General features: G+C 69.9%; 16 protein-coding genes. 10 read left to right on the plus strand and 6 right to left on the minus strand.

Annotation, left to right across the window (positions count from 1 at the left end; genetic code table 11):
* Positions 1–19: 19 nt before the first annotated feature.
* A complete protein-coding gene (locus tag DFO65_RS04815; protein WP_113903290.1) occupies positions 20–466 on the minus strand; it encodes an Rv3235 family protein in 447 nt (148 codons plus the stop codon).
* Positions 463–1,260 carry a LysM peptidoglycan-binding domain-containing protein gene (locus tag DFO65_RS04820; protein ID WP_113903291.1) on the minus strand — a complete coding sequence of 266 codons (798 nt, stop codon included), beginning with the start codon at positions 1,258–1,260 and terminating at the stop codon, positions 463–465. Before DFO65_RS04820 ends, DFO65_RS04815 begins: the two co-directional genes overlap by 4 nt.
* Before the next feature lie 167 nt (positions 1,261–1,427).
* Between DFO65_RS04820 and DFO65_RS04825 the strand changes: the two genes are divergently transcribed.
* Positions 1,428–1,943 carry a hypothetical protein gene (locus DFO65_RS04825; protein WP_113903292.1) on the plus strand — a complete coding sequence of 172 codons (516 nt, stop codon included), beginning with the start codon at positions 1,428–1,430 and terminating at the stop codon, positions 1,941–1,943.
* A gap of 14 nt (positions 1,944–1,957) precedes the next feature.
* Here DFO65_RS04825 and DFO65_RS04830 read toward each other — a convergent pair whose 3' ends face one another.
* The gene (locus DFO65_RS04830) at positions 1,958–2,179 is read right to left on the minus strand and encodes a helix-turn-helix domain-containing protein (protein ID WP_113903293.1); all 222 of its coding nucleotides are present in this window, start codon (positions 2,177–2,179) and stop codon (positions 1,958–1,960) included.
* A gap of 128 nt (positions 2,180–2,307) precedes the next feature.
* On the opposite strand from DFO65_RS04830, the gene DFO65_RS04835 reads away from it, so the two are divergent.
* The 3 genes from DFO65_RS04835 to DFO65_RS04845 are packed head-to-tail and all read left to right on the plus strand — an operon-like array spanning position 2,308 to position 4,649.
* Positions 2,308–2,952 (plus strand): CpaB family protein, encoded by a 645-nt coding sequence (locus DFO65_RS04835; RefSeq protein WP_113903294.1) that lies wholly within the window; start codon positions 2,308–2,310, stop codon positions 2,950–2,952.
* A complete protein-coding gene (locus tag DFO65_RS04840; protein ID WP_113903295.1) occupies positions 2,949–4,184 on the plus strand; it encodes a CpaE/TadZ family protein in 1,236 nt (411 codons plus the stop codon). The genes DFO65_RS04835 and DFO65_RS04840 overlap by 4 nt, the downstream gene beginning before the upstream one ends.
* A 9-nt stretch (positions 4,185–4,193) precedes the next feature.
* Positions 4,194–4,649, plus strand: a complete 456-nt coding sequence (locus tag DFO65_RS04845) for a DUF6912 family protein (protein ID WP_113903296.1) — start codon at positions 4,194–4,196, stop codon at positions 4,647–4,649.
* 57 nt (positions 4,650–4,706) lie between these two features.
* Here DFO65_RS04845 and DFO65_RS04850 read toward each other — a convergent pair whose 3' ends face one another.
* Complete coding sequence (locus tag DFO65_RS04850; protein ID WP_113903297.1) at positions 4,707–5,183, minus strand: DUF2505 family protein; 477 nt, start codon at positions 5,181–5,183, stop codon at positions 4,707–4,709.
* A 138-nt stretch (positions 5,184–5,321) separates the two neighbouring features.
* Here DFO65_RS04850 and DFO65_RS04855 point away from each other — a divergent pair, with 138 nt between their 5' ends.
* A complete protein-coding gene (locus DFO65_RS04855; RefSeq protein ID WP_113903298.1) occupies positions 5,322–10,205 on the plus strand; it encodes an NAD-glutamate dehydrogenase in 4,884 nt (1,627 codons plus the stop codon).
* Entirely contained in the window at positions 10,205–11,719 is a 1,515-nt protein-coding gene (locus tag DFO65_RS04860; RefSeq protein WP_113903299.1) for a sensor histidine kinase, read from the plus strand. Before DFO65_RS04855 ends, DFO65_RS04860 begins: the two co-directional genes overlap by 1 nt.
* A 104-nt stretch (positions 11,720–11,823) precedes the next feature.
* Here DFO65_RS04860 and DFO65_RS04865 read toward each other — a convergent pair whose 3' ends face one another.
* Entirely contained in the window at positions 11,824–12,072 is a 249-nt protein-coding gene (locus DFO65_RS04865) for a WhiB family transcriptional regulator (RefSeq protein WP_113903300.1), read from the minus strand.
* Positions 12,073–12,344: 272 nt separating this feature from the next.
* On the opposite strand from DFO65_RS04865, the gene DFO65_RS04870 reads away from it, so the two are divergent.
* From DFO65_RS04870 to DFO65_RS04885, 4 genes are all read left to right on the plus strand, one after another.
* Positions 12,345–12,899 (plus strand): gamma carbonic anhydrase family protein, encoded by a 555-nt coding sequence (locus DFO65_RS04870; protein ID WP_113903301.1) that lies wholly within the window; start codon positions 12,345–12,347, stop codon positions 12,897–12,899.
* Between the two features lie 63 nt (positions 12,900–12,962).
* Positions 12,963–14,390, plus strand: a complete 1,428-nt coding sequence (locus tag DFO65_RS04875) for an NAD(P)H-quinone dehydrogenase (protein ID WP_113903302.1) — start codon at positions 12,963–12,965, stop codon at positions 14,388–14,390.
* 169 nt (positions 14,391–14,559) lie between these two features.
* Positions 14,560–14,907 (plus strand): YciI family protein, encoded by a 348-nt coding sequence (locus DFO65_RS04880; RefSeq protein ID WP_113903303.1) that lies wholly within the window; start codon positions 14,560–14,562, stop codon positions 14,905–14,907.
* Between the two features lie 35 nt (positions 14,908–14,942).
* On the plus strand, positions 14,943–16,205 hold the full coding sequence (locus tag DFO65_RS04885; RefSeq protein WP_113903304.1) for an RNA polymerase sigma factor: 1,263 nt from the start codon (positions 14,943–14,945) through the stop codon (positions 16,203–16,205).
* Here the strand turns inward: DFO65_RS04885 and DFO65_RS04890 are convergent.
* Positions 16,186–17,601: an FAD-binding oxidoreductase gene (locus tag DFO65_RS04890; RefSeq protein ID WP_245940485.1), complete on the minus strand. Its 1,416-nt coding sequence runs from the start codon at positions 17,599–17,601 to the stop codon at positions 16,186–16,188. The genes DFO65_RS04885 and DFO65_RS04890 overlap by 20 nt on opposite strands.
* Positions 17,602–17,718 lie beyond the last annotated feature (117 nt).

Genomic DNA, 17,718 nt, shown 5'->3' on the forward strand with positions numbered 1-17,718 from the left:
GGCCGTCACGGCGGCGGGGCTACATCGTCTGCAGAGCGGTCATCGTCCATCGGGTGGTGATGAGCTCCAGACGAATCGCCACGGCCCGGCTCCGCTGGGGAGTGTGGACGACGACGGTCACCTCGGCGATGCCGTCGTCGATGCGGCAGACCCTGGCGGTGCCTGCCCGCACCCGGCGACGAGGATCCGGGTCAGCGGGCGGTCGCGGCGGACTGAGCTCCGCGCGCAGCTGAGCTCGACGGTCGATCCTCTCGAGAAGGTCACGATCGACCCAGCGGGCGATGGACTCGCTGCGCCTGAGCCCGGCGAAGATCTCCAGGCAGGCGACCGCCAGTGAACGGGCCGTGGCGGCGATGCGCGCGTCGTCCTCCGGACCGGGTGGTCGGGGACCCTGCGCCGTGCGACGGCTCAGCGGTCGCGCCGGTGACGCCGCGCGCGGACGCGAGAGCACGAGGGGTGCGGTCATGAGTCGATCTCCAATCGCTGGCCGGGCATGATGAGGTTCGGATCGGGGCCGATGACCGCGCGGTTGGCCTCATGGATCTCCCTGGCGGCCCGCGCGGTGCTCCCCTCGGAGTAGGCCGCGGCGATCGACCACAGGCAATCGCCGGGAACGACGACATGGACGACGGGATCCGCGGACGCGGCCGGGTCGTCGCTCGCGCCCGTGCCCTCGGATGGGTGATCCTCGTCCGGATGTCCTCGAGGGGCGTCGTCACGAGAGTCATCGTCGTCACGGGGGCCATCGGGCGCCGGGCGCGCGCCCGGCTCCTCGGGTCGGTCCTCGGAATCTCCCGGCCCTCGCTCGTCCTCGGCCGGAGGCGTCGTCGGCCAGCCGGGGTCCGGCCGGACAGGAGGGGACTCGTCGCTCGTCGGCCACCCCGGGTCGGGAGGCACCGAGGCGCCCGCGACAGCGCCGGCGGCTGCGGCCGGGGTTTCCACAGGCGTCGTCGCCTGGGCGGTCTGGGCGATCAGGGAGGCGGAGACCACCGCGAGCACGCTCGAGCGCAGGAGCACGGGTCCGCAGCGCAGCAGGGTTCGGGCCATCCGTCGCCGCAGCGCGCCGTGGGGGAGCAGCCCGAGGGCCAGGGCGATGAGCGCCGTGACGCCGATCCGGCCGAATGCCAGCACGGCGGTGCCGACGACCCCGAGCACGAGGAGTTCGGCGGTCGACCACGGCTGCGCGGCGTGGACCCACGCCGCTGAGAACGCGCCGAGGAGCGCGAGCCAGGACGCCGCACAGACGATCAGCAGATACATGATGACTGCCCTTCATTGGGAGAGTCCATCAACTATGCGCTTTGATGCGGTTTGCTGTCAACAGCAGTATTCTGATCGGATTCCGCATCGAGTGATGTTCTGCTGCTCGGCGTGAAGCGACAGAGAAGTCTCTTGAAAGTGGGTCGGGGGTGGGGCAGGCTTCAGCTATGGATGAGAGGATCGATGCCCTGCTCACCGACCTCGAGGGGAGCCACGCCGCCCTGGAGCGTCATGTCCGCCGGGGAGAGCTCGCCGAGGAGCTCGCCGCCCAGTCCGCCGAGCGCAGTCTGCGCGAACGACTGCGCGGAGCGCTGGGCCGACCGGTGCGGCTGACGGCGGCGGGGCGGGAGGTGGTCGGCACCGCCGCCTTCCTCGGGGCCGGGATCCTCGTCGTGACCGGGACGGAGACGACGATCGTCGCGACCGACCGCATCGCGTGGCTGCGCACGTCCGACCGCCACCACGTCATCGCGGAGGGCGGACTCGAGCGCCTGGGCATGGCTTCGGCGCTGCGCCGCCTCGGTGCCCTGCGGGAGGAGGTCACGGTGGTCCTCATCGAGGAGGGCACCACGCTGCGCGGGCACCTGCAGCTGGTCGCCGCCGACTACCTCGAGATCGCCGGGAGGATCGTCCCACTGGGAGCGATCGCCCTCGTCATCGCCGCAGTCGATCCGTTCGCATGAGGTTCGCGATGAGGTCAGTCGTCGATGGAGCCGGACTTGATCTCGTGCTCGGTCCGTTCGTACATCCGCTGGATGTAGGCTTCGATCTCCGATTTCTCGACCCGCCACTGGCCGCGGCCCCCGACCTTGATGGCGCGGAGATCGCCGGTGCGCACGAGCGCCCGTGCCTGGGCGATGGAGACATTGAGCAGGTCGGCCACATCGGTGAGGGGCAGGAAGCGGTTTTCGACGACCATGAGAGACCTTTCTCTTTCACCGGCGAACTGATTTTTGCCGAAAGCATTGCTTTGGCTTCGTTTGATGCCCAATACTATCACTACCACGTGGTTCCTGTCAGGGGAATCTTCGTCTCCCAGGAGATGCAATGGAGCTCTCGAAACGGATCCGCCGGCCCCGGTGGACGGATGCACGGCTGCTCATCGGCGCGATGCTCGTCGTCGCCGCGATCGTCGGAACGTTCCTCCTCGTCGACGCCGCGACCTCGACCACGAGAGTCTGGGTCAGCGCCGGCTCACTCGTGCCCGGGCAGGTGCTCGAGGCCGATGATCTCGTCGTCGCCGAGGTGAACCTCGCCGACGTCGGGGAGCGCTATGTCTCGGCCGAGGCCCCGATCCCGGAGGGGTCGAGCGTGCGCACCGTCATCGCCCCCGGTGAGCTGCTGCCCGCCTCGGTGCTCGTTCCCGTCCACGAGTTGGCGGGGCGGGTCGTCGCGATCGACGTCGCCGGCTCCGTGCCGACCGGAGTCGACGTCGGCAGCCTCGTCGACGTGTGGGCGCTGCCCGAGTCGAACGGACTCGAGGACGCCACCGCGGAGCCGGCCCAGATCGTCGCCTCGGCGCCCGTCGCCCACATCACCAGGGAGACGGGCAGCTTCGGGGTCGGCGACGGGGCGAGGATCGAGGTCTTCGTCCCCACCGCCGAGCTCTCGGGACTCCTGTCCGCACTCGACGGCACGAGCATCCTCTCCGTCGTCGGAGCGCCGGGAGCGGCGAGCGGGGTGCGGCGATGACCCAGGTGCTGCTCGCCGTCGACTTCGAGCTCGACCTCATCCTCTTCGAACTCCTCAGCTCGGTCGACGACGTGACGATCGTCGCCCGGCCTGCCGACGACGTCGAGCTGCTCGCCCTTGCCCGGACGGGAAGCGCCGACGTCGCGATCGTCGGCCAGTACTTCCCCGGACTCGACGCCGACGTCGTCGCGGCGATCGCCGCGACCGGGATCAAGGTCCTCGGTTTCGGCAACGACTCGGCGGCCCTGACCTCGCTCGGGGTGCTCCGCAGCATCGGATCGGACGCCGACGTCGCGGCCATGCGCACCGCCCTCGACGAGGTCCTCCACTCGCTCGCCGTCCCGCCGCGGCCGAGCGCACCGCCCGGACCGGATCGCGGGGCGGGCCGGATCCTCACGGTGTGGGGGACGGGCTCGTCGCCGGGACGCACGGTCACCGCGGTCAACCTCGCCGATGTCGCCGCCCGGCAGGGACACCGCACGGTCGTCGTCGACGCCGACACCGTCTCGGCCACGGTCGCGACGGTGCTCGGGCTCACCGAGGAGTCGTCGCACCTGGCGAGCCTGTGCCGACGGGAGGCGGAGAGGAATCCTCCCCACGAGATCTCCGACGTCCCGCACGCCGCGGTCTCCGAGCGGTTCCACGTGGTCACGGGACTGACCCGGGCCGACCGGTGGCCCGAGGTGAGGGCGGGCACACTGAGCGCTGTGCTTCGACGGCTGGCGACGATGTACGACCTCGTCGTCGTCGATGTCTCCGATCGCTGCGACCCCGACGACGACTTCGCCGACCCGTTCTACGATCGCCACTGCGCGACACGTGCGGCGCTCGAGGCCGGCGACCTCGTCCTCGTCCTCGCCGCGGGCGAGCCGATCGGGCTGCAGCGCCTCGTCAAGCTGCTCGGCACCGAGCGTGCGGAGTCGCTGCGGGCGAAGACGCGCATCGGCATCACCCGGGTCCGGGCCCAGGCGGTGGGCCATCCGGCGCTGGAGCGCATCGGCGAGGTGCTCGGGCGCTTCGCCGATGTCACCCCCGATTTCGTCTTCAGCGACGACCGTCCCGCCCTCGATGCCGCGATGCTCGGGGGTCTGACCCTCCATGAGGCGACGCCGAAGTCCCCGCTGTGCCGCGAGTACGCCGATGCGCTCGCCGGGCTCCTGCCCGCACGGACGCGCGCGCGTCGGAGCGGGAGGAGGTCGCGGCTCTGGGGCCGCAGCGGCGCGAGGTCCTAGGATGGGCACATGGCCATTCGCTGCTACATCCCCACGACCCTGTCGGCGCTCGCCCGGGGACTCGGCCCGGCCCACGCCGTCGCGCCCGACGCCCGCGGGCGGGGCCTGCGCGGCGAGGAGGGTGAGGCCGAGGAGTTCGACGCCCTGTGCATCGCCGCGGGACTCGCCGCGGCCGAGGCGCTGAGTCCCGAGACCGCTGCCGAGGGCTCGCCGCGGGCGGTCCTCGCCTACGACGCCGCGGAGACGACCGGTCACGTGACGCTCATCGAGGGATTCGACCTGCTTCGCCTCGACGCCGTCGACCCCGCGCGGATCGTCAGCATCCACGTCGACGAACCCGAGGTCTGGGAGCAGGCGGTGGCCCTCGCGGAGGCGGAGGGGACCGAAGCGGCCGAGGATCGCCTCGGCGAGTCGGACCTGCTCTGGTACGACGTCACGGAGCTGCCCGACCTCCTCGGGCATTGATCGGACATGCCCCGGATCCGCGAGCCGTGAACCGGGATCCGTGAGCCGTGGCCGGCCTCAGGCAGCCGTGAACGCGGCGAGCCTCTCGGCGAGCTTCCTCTCGAGCACCGGCGCGACGGCGGATTCGACCATCGAGCCGAAGATCGGGATCGACGAGCTGATCTCCGCCCGCACGGTGACCGCGGTCCCCGAGGCGGCGTCCGGCACCGCGTCGCGCACGTCGATGAGCGCATCGATCTCGACCGGGACACCTGCGGCGCGAGCCGACATCCGGACCTCGCTCGCCTCACCGACGGCTTCGCCGGGCACGACATAGGTCTCGACGAGTTCCGCGCCGCTGGGCAGGCGAGAGGCGAGAGCCGCCGGCAGGTCGGACACCGACATCGGCGTCCGGACGGTCACCTCGGTGTCGACGTCGAGACGTTCGAGGCGGGCGTGCGATCCCAGCGATTCCCACAGGGAGACGTCGGTCAGCCGCGTCAGGAACGACGATCGGTCGATCGTCGTCTCACGCTCGAGTGTCACAGTTCGCATGGTCCCAGTCTGCCAGTCGCGCGGGGGAGCGGCGGCCAGGCCTCCCGGCGTGCCTTTCCCCGCTTTTGAGCATAGTGTTGGTGGTGGTGATCCCGACGGGATCGCACGGACAGCAACGCGTTGAACATAGAGGGTGACATGGTGTCTCAGGTCTCATATTCGGAGATTGCAGAAGAGTGGAGGAAGCTCAAGGGGCAAGCGGCCCCGGCGAACTTCATCGAAGCCTACTTCCCGCGATTCGAGCCGGGAGCTCCCGAGACCGACGCCCGCGCCCTCGCCGCGGCCGCCGCACGCCACTACGCTCTGGGCCTCGAGTACGACGGCACGACGCCGGTCATCTCGATCGACAACCCCCCGGTCGACTCGCCGGAGTTCCTCGGCAACCACACCGTCATCGCCATGGTGCTCGCCGACATGCCGCACCTCGTCGCCTCGGTGGTCAATGACCTGGCCTCGAACGGCCACGCCATCCGCCTCGTCCACCATCCCATCCTCGCCGTCGAGGGACAGGGCTCGCAGCTGAGCATCCTCTCCCGCGCCGAGGCGCCCGCCGTGTCCGCCGACACCGCGGGTCTGCCGATGGTCGGGGAGACCGCTGTCTCCGATGCCGACGGTCCCGTGCAGCAGTCATGGATCCGGATCGAGATCGACCGCGTCCCCGAGGACGAGCTCGCCGGGATCGAGGAGCGGCTGCGCACGGTGCTCTCCTACGTCGGCGCCGCCTCCGGCGACGCCTCGGCGATGGCCGACCGCGCCCGGGAGATCGCCGCCCAGCTGCGGAGCCGACCTCCGCGTCCGGAGCTGGCCGGAGAGGCCGAGTCGGCCGCCGAGCTCCTCGACTGGCTCGACGGCCACTTCACGTTCCTCGGCTACCGGGAATACGACTACTCGCACTCGGGGGAGACGAGCGAGCTCGAGCCCATCGAGCACACCTCGCTCGGCATCTCCGCGCTGCGTCCGCTGACGAAGTCGAAGCTGGGCCAGGCGGTCGCGGCGAAGGCGCTCGAACCCCACGTCCTCGTGCTGACGAAGGCCAACTCCCGGTCACGGGTCATCCGCGGCTCGTTCATGGACTACATCGGCGTGAAGACCTTCGACGAGGCGGGGCAGATCGTCGGCGAGCGTCGGTTCGTCGGCCTGTTCAAGCCCGAGTTCTACAACGACAGCGTGCTCAACATCCCGATCATCAGCCGCAAGGTCCGCAGGATCCTCTCCGCCAGCGGATTCCCCGCCGGCTCCCACTCGGCCAATGAGCTGCTCGGCATCCTCGAGACCTATCCCCGCGACGACCTCATGCACGATCGCACCGAGGCGATCTTCGACATCGTCATGCAGATCGTCGACATGCAGGAGAGGCGCCAGACCCGCGTCTTCATCCGCCGCGATCCCTATCAGCGATTCGTCTCGGTCATCCTCTACCTGCCGCGCGACCTCTACGACACGGGCGCCCGGGTCCGGGTGCAGGAGGTGCTGCGCGGCTTCTACCACGCCGACAGCGTCGACTTCGACGTGCTCCTGTCGGAGTCCGCACTCGCCCGCATCCACTTCGTCGCGCGCGTCTCCCGCTCCGGCGAGCTGCCCGACATCGACGAGGACGCCGTGCGCAACCGGATCATCGGTGCGGTGCGTTCCTGGTCCGAGGACGTCCACGCGTTCCTCGCCCCGACCGAGAAGTGGGACACGGGCAACTCGATCGCCCGCGCGAACAAGTGGGCCCGGGCGTTCCCGCCCAGCTACAAGGAGTACCACACCCCGGCCGAGGCGGTTGCCGACATCACGCGGTTCGAGGCGCTCGACGGAGGCGGGGGACCCATCGTCCACCTCTACCGGCCCGGTGACGATGACGACGCCTCGGTGCGCCTGGCCCTCTACCGCAGTGACCGGATCGGCCTGTCGGAGGTGCTGCCGTTCCTCACCGCGTTCGGCGCCACCGTCCTCGACGAGCGACCCCATGAGCTCGACCTGCCCGACGGCACCCATCGCTACATCTACGACTTCGGGCTGCGCTTCGACGAGGAGCTCGACGACGCGGACTACGAGCGGATCTCGCAGGCCTTCATGGCCGGCTGGGAGGGCAGGAAGGAGGCGGGGGTCTTCGACCGCCTCATCGTCTCCGGCCTCGACTGGAAGAGCGTGACGATCATCCGCGCCCTCGGGAAGTACCTGCGGCAGGCCGGTTTCACGTACTCCGACGCCTACGTCGGCGAGGTCTACAGCGCCAACCCGGTGATCTCGGGTCTGCTCGTCGACTACTTCGCCGCGAAGTTCGACCCGGACGTCGACGACTCCACCCGAGAGGACACGATGGCCGAGCTCAATCGGTCGATCGAGTCCGCACTCACCGAGGTCGCCAGCCTCGACGCCGACCGGGTGCTGCGCTCCTCCCTCGAGCTGCTGCGCGCGACCGTGCGGACGAACTACTACATCAACGGCTCCGGCGAGCTGCCGACGGCCCTCGTGCTCAAGATCCGCGCGAACGAGCTCAACTTCGTCCCCAAGCCCCGCCCGGCCCTGGAGATGTGGGTCTACTCGCCACAGGTCGAGGGCGTGCACCTGCGCTTCGGCACCGTCGCCCGCGGGGGGCTGCGCTGGTCGGATCGTCGCGACGACTTCCGCACCGAGGTGCTCGGGCTGGTCAAGGCGCAGATGGTCAAGAACGCGCTCATCGTGCCCACGGGTGCGAAGGGCGGGTTCTTCCCCAAGCAGCTGCCCCCGATGAGCGACAGGGACGCCTGGATGGCCGCCGGTCAGGCCGCCTACGAGGTGTTCATCGAGAGCCTGCTCGAGGTCGCGGACAATCTCGTCTACGCCGAGGGCGCGCAGGAGGTCGTCCACCCCGATCGTGTCGTGCGCCATGACGGCGACGACTACTACCTCGTCGTCGCCGCAGACAAAGGGACCGCACGGTTCTCCGACGTCGCCAACGCGATCGCCGAACGCCGCGGATTCTGGCTCGGCGATGCCTTCGCCTCGGGCGGCTCCGTCGGCTACGACCACAAGAAGATGGCGATCACCTCCCGCGGCGCCTGGAAGTCCGTGGAGCGGCACTTCCGGGAACTCGGCGTCAACACCGCGAAGGACGACTTCACCGTCGTCGGCATCGGGGACATGAGCGGGGACGTGTTCGGCAACGGGATGCTGCGCAGTGAGCACATCCGCCTCGTCGCCGCCTTCGACCACCGCGACATCTTCCTCGATCCGAACCCGGACGCGGCAGCCGGCTACACCGAACGGCAGCGGCTCTTCGACCTGCCGCGCTCGAGCTGGCAGGACTACGACCGCAGCCTGATCTCGGCGGGCGGCGGAGTCTTCCCCCGGTCGGCGAAGTCGATCGACCTCAGCCCGGAGGCCGCTGCGGCGCTCGGCGTCGAACCCGGCGGTCGCAGTCCGGCCCAGCTCATGTCCGAGATCCTCAGGGCCCCCGTCGACCTGCTCTACAACGGCGGGATCGGCACCTACATCAAGTCCGGAGACGAATCCCACGGCGATGTCGGGGACAAGGCCAACGACCCGATCCGCATCGACGGCAGCGAGCTCCGCTGCCGGGTCGTCGGCGAGGGCGGCAACCTCGGCGTCACTCAGCTCGGACGGGTCGAGGCCGCGCTGCACGGTGTGGCGATCAACACCGACGCCGTCGACAACTCGGCGGGCGTCGACAGCTCTGACCACGAGGTCAACATCAAGCTGCTGCTGCGCACGCTCCTCAACAAGGGCGTGTTCTCCGCCGCCGACCGGGAGAAGGTGCTCCTGTCCTTCACCGACGAGGTGGCCGAACGGGTGCTGTCGAACAACTACGCCCAGAACGTCGTCCTCGGCGAGGCCCGGGCCCAGACGCGGGCGATGTCGGGCACGTACGGGCGGATGCTCGGCTACCTCGAGAGGCATGCCGAGCTCGACCGCGTCGTCGAGTTCCTCCCCAACGCCGACGAGCTCGCCAAGCGAGAGTTCCCCTACTACGTCTCCCCGGAGCTGGCGGTGCTCCTCGCCTATGCGAAGATGCACGCCGCCGACGAGATCCTCGCCAGCGAGGTGCCCGATGAGGACTGGATGAACCGGGAGCTCGCCTCCTACTTCCCCGACGCCCTCGTCTCGCGGTTCGGGGAGCTCATCCCCGAGCACCCGCTCCACCGGGAGATCGCGACGACGAAGCTCGTCAACCGGATGGTCGACCGCGGCGGACTGACCTACGTCTACCGGATGCTCGAGGAGACCCCGGCCTCGGTGCCGCAGATCGCGCGCGTGTTCGTCGTCGTGTCCGAGATCTTCGAGCTCGACGAGTTCTTCGACGCGGTGTGCGCCCTCGACAACGTCGTGCCCACCGAGGTGCAGGTCAGACTCCAGCACGACTACGTGCGCCTGCTCGACCGCTCCTCGCGGTGGCTGGTCCAACAGGCCCCGGACACCCTCGACGTCGACTCGGGGATCGAGAAGTACGGACGGGTGGTCAAGGCCCTGCGCTCCCGCGTCCCCGAGCTCGTGCGCGGCTACGACGCCGAGGTGATGGCCGCGACCGCACAGGAGTACATCGACGAGGGCGTGCCCTCCGAGCTGGCCTGGCGGGCGGCGGCGCTGCTCGACGAGTTCGCGCTCCTCGACATCGCCCAGCTCGCCTCGCGGTCGAGCGAGTCGGCCCAGGACATCGCCGAGGTCTACTACGCGGTCAACGACAAGTTCTCCGGCTCGCAGGTGCTCTCCCTCATCGGCGGCCTCGACCGCAGCGACCGGTGGTCGGCACTCGCCCGCGGTTCCCTGCGCGACGACTTCTACTCCGCGATCCTCTCCGTCGCCGGCTCCGTCGTCTCGGCGACCGAGTCGCCGGTGGCCGGGACCCCGGAGGAGCGCGCCGACGAGCGGCTGGCCGAATGGCTCGAGCGCAACGAGACCGCCGCGGTGCGCGTCCTCGACACGATCGACACCGTCCTCGGCCTCGACACGGTCACCCAGGCGCCGCTGTCTGTGCTCCTGCGCATGATGCGCGGAGTCGTGCGGTCCTCGGACTGGGAATCCGAGCACAGCGCCTGATGCTCGGGGAACTCCTCGCCGCCGAGGGCATCACCGATGAATCCGACGTCGAGTACATCCACCTGCTGGTGGGGGACTGGCAGCTCATCGCCGACCTGTCCTTCGCCGACCTCGTGCTGTGGGTGCCCTCGACGGGCGGGACCTACACGGTCGCCGCCCACGCCCGCCCCACGACCGGGGCGAGCGTGTTCAACCGCGACCTCCTCGGCGCCCGCGCGACCGGGCTCGAACGCGAACTCCTCGACTCCGCCATGGACGCCGACGACCTCGTCTCCACGGTCGCGGAGGCCAGGAGCATGGGCGTCAACGCCGCCACCGACGACACGGCGGTCACGGCCGAGGCCGTTCCCCTCGTGCGGCGGGGCCAGACGATCGCGATCCTCGTCCGTTACTCGGAGGAGGTCCGCCGCCGCGGCTCCTCCCGGCTGGAGAGGCATTACCGGCAGGCCGCCCTGACGCTGCTGGGGATGATCGCCCAGGGCGCGTTCCCCGACCGGGACGCGCCGACCGGCGCCCGGCACGGTGACCCCCGGGTCGGCGACGGGATCCTCATCCTCGACCGCGACTCCCATGTCGAGTACGCGTCACCGAACGCGGTGTCCCTCGTCCATCGCCTCGGCCATGCGGGCGAGATCGAGGGAGCCTACCTCGCCGAGGTGGTCTCGAGCCTCACCGACGACCTGCGTCAGGTCGACGAGACGCTGCCTCTCGTGCTCACCGGCCGCGCGCCCTGGCGGACCGAGCTCGAGGTGGGCCGGATGAGCGTGTCCCTGCGGGCGATCCCGCTCACCGATCGGGGGACGCGCACGGGGGCCATCGTGCTCGCCCGCGACGTGTCGGAGATGCGCAGGCGCAAGCGGGAGCTCCAGTCGCGCGATGCGATGATCAAGGAGATGCACCACCGGGTCAAGAACAATCTCCAGACGGTCTCGGCGCTGCTGCGGCTGCAGACCCGACGGATCGACGAACCGGCGGCGAAGGCCGCGCTCTCCGAGGCGATGCGCCGGGTCTCGATCATCGCCGTCGTCCACGACGTGCTCAGCCAGGGCGTGGAGTCGGAGGTCGACTTCGACGAAGTCGTCGACAAGGGACTGCGCCTGACCCCCGAGCTGACCAGCCCCCTCGTCCACATCACACTCAAGCGCTGCGGCAGCTTCGGCACGATCTCCTCGGCGGATGCGACGTCACTGGCGCTGGCGATCACCGAACTCATCACGAACGCGATCGAGCACGGCTTCCCCGTCTCGGAGCAGGAGAGGCTGGCACCGGGGGAGACGCTCGACGGGCATGTGTGGGTGACCCCGGAGCGCAACGGCGACCATCTCCACGTGACGATCGCCGACGACGGCGTCGGACTGGGGGAGTCCCAGAGCCCCGGCAACGGGCTGGGCACCCAGATCGTGCGCACCCTCGTCTCGGCGGACCTGGCCGGGTCGATCCAGTGGCGCGAACGCGAGGGCGGGGGCACCGTCGCCGTCCTCGACGTGCCGCTGCGCGATGACACCTACGACTGAGGTGCCCATGACTGGGGTGCGGAGACGACTGAGCTGCCGGGATCGATGATCGTCCGGCAGCTCAGGTCCAGTTCGGGGTGCGCTCTGTCCGAGGTCGAAGGTCCTCAGCCCGCCCGGCGGGCTCGCGCCGCACGGCGCTTGAGGGCGCGGCGCTCGTCTTCGCTCAGTCCGCCCCAGACGCCGGCATCCTGGCCGGTCTCCAGGGCCCACTGCAGGCAGGTCTCTGCGACTTCACAGCGGCGACAGACGGTCTTGGCCTCCTCGATCTGCAGGAGGGCCGGACCGGTGTTTCCGATGGGGAAGAACAGTTCCGGATCCTCGTTGAGGCATGCGGCACGGTGTCGCCAATCCATGGTGACCTTTCGACGGTGGTGAAATGACCTCGGTGCGCCGCAGTCGGCGGGCGCAACTCTCTCAGTCAAGGTTCACATAAGCGACATAGGGGCACAAGGGTATGGCAGTGTGAAATAACTGACAAACGAACCGCCCATTGTCCTGCTACCGGGGTCCCCGACGCAAATCGGATGATGCCGCATCCGCCATGGTGAGACGGCGGATAGAATGACGATGTCCGGCACCGCCCGGCACGGGCGGCAGGACCCGGGACGACTCTTACGGAGGGCTCATGACCAACGACGATCACTTGTCCGCCCGCATCATCAGCGTGGCAGGGCACACACCGCAGATCGATCCCGGGGCGTTCATCGCCGCCGGCGCCACGCTCGTCGGCAACGTCCACGTCAAGGCCGGGGCGAGCGTCTTCTACGGCTGCGTGCTGCGGGCCGAATCGGCTCCGATCACGATCGGTGAGGACTCGAACGTCCAGGACAACACCGTCATGCACACCGACGAGGGCCGCCCCGTGGTCATCGGGGCCAGGGTCTCCATCGGCCACCAGGCCCTCGTCCACGGGGCCGTCGTCGAGGACGACGTCCTCATCGGGATGCACTCGACGCTCCTCAACGGCGCCCGCATCGGGTCGGAATCCCTCATCGCCGCCGGCGCCCTCATCCTCGAGGATGCCGAGATCCCTCCCCGGTCCCTCGTCGCCGGGATGCCGGGGAAGGTCCGCCGTGAGCTGTCGGCGGAGGGAATGGAGAAGGTGCGCCGCAACGCCGAGTCCTACCTGCGGATCTCCGCGCTCCACCGCGACACCGCCGAGGTCGTCGACCCGCGGTGACCGGTCCCCGCCCCGCTGTGCCCCCATTCGCCCCCGAGCCCGTCGATTTGAGAGAATTGCCTCGTGAACACCACTGAATTCGAATCCGCCGCAGATCGTGTTGTCATCATCGGTGGGGGACCGGGCGGCTATGAGGCCGCCCTCGTCGCCGCCCAGCTCGGTGCCGACGTCATGCTCATCGAAGCCAACCGGTGCGGGGGTGCGGCCGTCGTCACCGATGTCGTCCCCTCGAAGTCCCTCATCGCGACCGCAGAGATGATGGATGAGATCTCGGGCTCGCACGCCCTGGGCATCCGCATCGCCGGCTGGGAGTCGGAGCCGGCGGAGGGCGGGACGGTGAGCGCCGACCTCAAGGCCGTCAACTCGAGGATCATGAAGCTCGCCGACGCCCAGGCGACGCACGTCTACGAAGCGCTCGTCAGGGCCGGCGTCAAGGTCATCAAGGGGCGGGCGACGCTCGCCGAGCGGGACCGGGTCTCCGTGGTCGAGGAGGGAGGCACCCGATACGAGCTGCAGGCCTCGACCATCCTGCTGGCCGTCGGCGCCCACCCGCGCGAGCTGCCTTCCGCGCAGCCCGACGGTGAGCGCATCCTCAGCTGGACCCAGCTCTACGACCTCGAGGAGCTGCCCGACCACCTCATCGTCGTCGGCTCGGGCGTCACCGGCGCCGAGTTCGCCTCGGCGTACCGGGCACTCGGGGCCAAGGTCACCCTCGTGTCCTCCCGGGACAAGGTCCTGCCGGGCCAGGACGAGGATGCCGCGGACGTGCTCGAGTTCGTCTTCCGCAACAAGGGTATGAACGTCCTCTCCCGATCCCGGGCGCAGACGGTGGAGCGCACCGACACCGGCGTCCTCGTCACCCTGGCCGACGGACGCCGCGTCGAGGGCTCGCACTGCCTCATGGCCGTCGGCTCGATCCCCAACACGGCCGAGCTCGGACTCGAGGCCGCCGGGGTCCGGGTCGGGGAGTCCGGCCACATCGTCGTCGACGGCGTCTCGCGGACCTCGCGACCGGGGATCTACGCGGCCGGCGACTGCACCGGCGTGCTGCCCCTGGCATCGGTCGCGGCGATGCAGGGCCGCATCGCGATGTCACATGCCCTCGGCGACGCGGTGCAGCCGCTCAAGCTGCGCAATGTCGCCTCGAACGTGTTCACCGCACCGGAGATCGCCACGGTCGGCTTCACGCAGAGCGACTACCGGGACAACCCCACCGACATCGACACCGTCATGCTGCCCCTGGACACCAACCCGCGGGCCAAGATGCTCGGAATCAGGGACGGCTTCGTCAAGATCTTCGCGCGCCGCGGCTCGGGCTCGATCCTCGGCGGCGTCGTCGTCGGCCCGCGGGCCAGCGAGCTCATTCTCCCGATCACGATGGCTGTCGAGAACCGCCTCACCGTGGATCAGCTCTCGGCCTCATTCGTCGTCTACCCATCCGTCAGCGGCTCCCTGACGGAAGCGGCGAGGAAGCTCCACCGGCACCTGTGAGGACCTCCACCCTGACCTCGGGGGAACGGCGGGGACGCTCTGCCGTCACCTCGAGAGGACATCGAGAGGAGATTCTTCGCCGACCGTGTCGATGTCGACAGGTCTCACCCGTCAGTTGAGTGTCGGGCACTTCCGCCCGACCTGAGAACTCCTTCGAAAGGGGAGACTGATGAAGTATGTGCTGCTACTCATGGGCGACCACCAGGACGCCGAATGCGGTGACCGGTCCGGCCCGGATCCGGCCGAGTTCATGAAGTTCGACCAGGAGATCACCGAGGCGGGAGTCGTCGTCGGCGGCTTCGCCCTCGAAGGACCCGAGACTGCGGTGAGGGTGAACGCGGACGCGGAATCCGGAGAGCTGCTCGTGACCTCCGGGCCCTTCGCCGAGACCGGCGACTTCGTCGGCGGAAGCTACGTCATCGAGGTCCCCGACATCGATGAGGCGATCGCCTGGGCGAAGAGGAGCCCGGGAGCGCGGTTCGGACACATCGAGATCCGACCCGTCGCCGACTACTGAGTCGCCGATTGCCGAGCCGCTGACGGACTGAGCCGATGAGCGCAGACCGGGACGAGCCCACCGCGGCCGTCGCGTCCGTCCTCGCCCGCCTCGGGGCCGAGGACCGGTCGCGGCTGCTGGCGGTGCTCGCCCGACGCTTCCACGATCTCGACCTCGCCGAGGACGTGCTCGCCGACGCGATGGTCCGGGCCATGGAAACCTGGCCGCGGACAGGGATCCCGGACAGGCCCGCAGCCTGGCTGCTCACAGTCGCGAAGAACCGTGCTCTCGACATCGTCCGCGGCGATGCCGCACGGGCCAGGCGATTGGCGGCGCTGCGGATCGAGGATGAGATCGGGACGGGAGCGGCCCGTGACCATTCCGAGGACATCGTCGATTCCCTCGGAGCTGCGGACATCCCCGACGAGCGGCTGACCCTGTTCTTCACCTGCTCTCATCCGACACTGAGGACGGGCGAGCACGTGGCGCTCATCCTCCGCTGCCTCGGCGGACTGTCCACCGCCGAGGTCGCTGCCGGGTTCCTCGTCGACACGACGACGATGCAGCAGCGTCTCGTGCGGGCGAAGAGGCGCATCCGCGTCACCGGGATCCCCTTCCGCCGGCCCACCGACAAGGAGGTGGCCGACCGGCTCCCGGCAGTGCTGCGGGCGCTCTACCTCATCTTCACGCAGGGATACGTGGCGACGACCGGGATGGCCCATGTGCGTCCGGAGCTGACCGCCGAGGCGATCCGCCTGACTCGCGTGCTCGCTCGGCTGCTTCCGGAGTCGACCGAGGTGAGGGGACTGCTCGCCCTGTTCCTGCTCACCGAGGCCAGGCAGCCTGCCCGCAGCGACTCCGCGGGGCTGCCGGTGCCGCTGTCCCGGCAGGAGCGGAGCCGCTGGGTGTCGGCCCTCATCGTCGAAGGGCTGTCCCTCGTCACCCGTGCGGCCGGGGAGCCGGAGGCCGCCAGCTACACGATCCAGGCGGCGATCGCCGCCCTGCACGCGGAGGCCGCGAGCTTCGCGGACACCGACTGGAGGCAGATCCGGGTGCTCTACGCGATGCTCACCCGGCTGGAGCCGACCCCGATGGTCCGCCTCGCCGAGGCGGTCGCGATCTTCCGATGCGACGGCCCGCGGGCCGGCCTGCGCGCCCTCGACGCCCTGCCGCTCGAGGGCCACCGTCCGTTCCACATCGCGCGGGGGATCATGCTCCGCGAGCACGGCGACGAGGCCGGTGCCGCGGCGGAGGCCGCCCGTGCTCGGAAGTGCCCGGGCAACGACGCGGAATCCGCCTTCATCGACCTCGACGGGTGAGGGCGGTCTCGCGCTGCTCGGCCGAGAGCAGCATGGCTCCGGGGTTGAGGATGCCGTGGGGGTCGAACGCGTCCTTGACCCGGTGGTTGAGCTCCATGACGTCATCGCCGAGGTAGCCGTCGAGCCAGGGGCGCTTGAGCCGTCCGACCCCGTGCTCTCCGGTGATGGTGCCGCCGAGGCCGACGGCGAGGTCCATGATCTCCCCGTAGGCGGTGTGCGCCCGGTCGCGCTGAGCGTCGTCAGTGGGGTCGAAGACGACGAGCGGGTGGGTGTTCCCGTCGCCGGCGTGGGCGAGGACGGCGACGATGACATCGTGGCGGTCCGAGATCGCGGCGATGCCCTCGACGAGGTCGCCGAGCGCGGGGATCGGGACGCCGACGTCCTCGAGGAGGATCGTGCCCTTCTTCTCCACGGCGGGGATCGCCAGCCGGCGGGCGGCGACGAATGCCTCCCCGTCGTCAGGGTCGTCGGTGGAGAACACCTCGGTCGCTCCGGCCTCCTCGCACAGGCGGGTGACCTCGGCGATCTCCACGCCGGCGTGTTCGACGGGCTCGTCGGACTGGACGATGAGCATCGCCGCGGCGGTCCGGTCGAGACCCATCCTCGTCTCGTCCTCGACGGCGTTGATCGTCGGCGCGTCCATGAACTCGAGCATGGACGGACGCATCGACGAGGTGATCGCGAGGACCGCGGCGGTCGCCGCGCCGAGCGTGGGGAAGGTCGCGACGAGAGTCTGCGGCCGCCGCTGGGCGGGGATGAGGCGGAGGGTGACCTCGGTGATGATGCCCAGGGTGCCCTCGCTGCCGACGAAGAGCTTCGTCAGGGGCAGTCCCGCGACGTCCTTGATCCGGGGACCGCCGAGGCGGACGGCGCGACCGTCGGCGAGGACGACCTCCATGCCCATGACGTAGTCGACGGTGACGCCGTACTTGACGCAGCACAGCCCTCCGGCATTGGTCGCGATGTTCCCGCCGATGGAGCAGAACGTGTAGGAGGCGGGATCGGGCGGGTACCAGAGTCCGTGGACGGCGGCGGCGTCCTTGACCTCGGCGTTGAACGCGCCCGGCTGGGCGGTCGCGATCCTGGTCACGGGATCGACGGTGATCTCGCGCATCTGCTCGAGGGACAGGGTGATCGCCCCGTCGACGGCGGTGGAGCCGCCCGAGAGGCTCGTCCCGGCTCCGCGGGGGACGACGGGGGTGCGGGTCGCCGAGGCGAAGCGCAGCACTTCCTGGACGTCGGCGGTGCAGGTGGCGCGGACGACGGCCAGCGGGGTGCCGGCATCGGGGTCCTCGGCACGATCGCGGCGATAGGCCTCGAGCTTGATCGGATCGGTGATGAGTGCGCCGGCGGGCAGTCGCTCGGCGAGGTCGTCGAGAGTCGTGGCAGGGTTCACACCAGTGAGACTAGCATCCACCCGACGGCGCGGCACGGCGTGGGAGACTCGCGTCCCTGCCGACCGGCAGTTCGCCCCGCGCCAGGATGCCGACCGCACGCCGCCGGCGAGCACTCG

Origin of the sequence: Brevibacterium sanguinis, from assembly GCF_003315415.1 — a bacterium.
GTDB classification, from domain to species: Bacteria; Actinomycetota; Actinomycetes; order Actinomycetales; family Brevibacteriaceae; genus Brevibacterium; species Brevibacterium celere_A.

Excerpts from the sequence above, each read along its gene's own strand:
- DFO65_RS04850 (WP_113903297.1), bottom strand. The coding sequence starts at position 5,183 with ATGCGAACTGTGACACTCGAGCGTGAGACGACGATCGACCGATCGTCG.
- DFO65_RS04865 (WP_113903300.1), bottom strand. The coding sequence starts at position 12,072 with ATGGATTGGCGACACCGTGCCGCATGCCTCAACGAGGATCCGGAACTG.
- DFO65_RS04835 (WP_113903294.1), top strand. The coding sequence starts at position 2,308 with ATGGAGCTCTCGAAACGGATCCGCCGGCCCCGGTGGACGGATGCACGG.
- DFO65_RS04870 (WP_113903301.1), top strand. The coding sequence starts at position 12,345 with ATGACCAACGACGATCACTTGTCCGCCCGCATCATCAGCGTGGCAGGG.
- DFO65_RS04820 (WP_113903291.1), bottom strand. The coding sequence starts at position 1,260 with ATGTATCTGCTGATCGTCTGTGCGGCGTCCTGGCTCGCGCTCCTCGGC.
- DFO65_RS04815 (WP_113903290.1), bottom strand. The coding sequence starts at position 466 with ATGACCGCACCCCTCGTGCTCTCGCGTCCGCGCGCGGCGTCACCGGCG.
- DFO65_RS04885 (WP_113903304.1), top strand. The coding sequence starts at position 14,943 with ATGAGCGCAGACCGGGACGAGCCCACCGCGGCCGTCGCGTCCGTCCTC.
- DFO65_RS04855 (WP_113903298.1), top strand. The coding sequence starts at position 5,322 with ATGGTGTCTCAGGTCTCATATTCGGAGATTGCAGAAGAGTGGAGGAAG.
- DFO65_RS04860 (WP_113903299.1), top strand. The coding sequence starts at position 10,205 with ATGCTCGGGGAACTCCTCGCCGCCGAGGGCATCACCGATGAATCCGAC.
- DFO65_RS04825 (WP_113903292.1), top strand. The coding sequence starts at position 1,428 with ATGGATGAGAGGATCGATGCCCTGCTCACCGACCTCGAGGGGAGCCAC.
- DFO65_RS04880 (WP_113903303.1), top strand. The coding sequence starts at position 14,560 with ATGAAGTATGTGCTGCTACTCATGGGCGACCACCAGGACGCCGAATGC.
- DFO65_RS04830 (WP_113903293.1), bottom strand. The coding sequence starts at position 2,179 with ATGGTCGTCGAAAACCGCTTCCTGCCCCTCACCGATGTGGCCGACCTG.
- DFO65_RS04840 (WP_113903295.1), top strand. The coding sequence starts at position 2,949 with ATGACCCAGGTGCTGCTCGCCGTCGACTTCGAGCTCGACCTCATCCTC.
- DFO65_RS04845 (WP_113903296.1), top strand. The coding sequence starts at position 4,194 with ATGGCCATTCGCTGCTACATCCCCACGACCCTGTCGGCGCTCGCCCGG.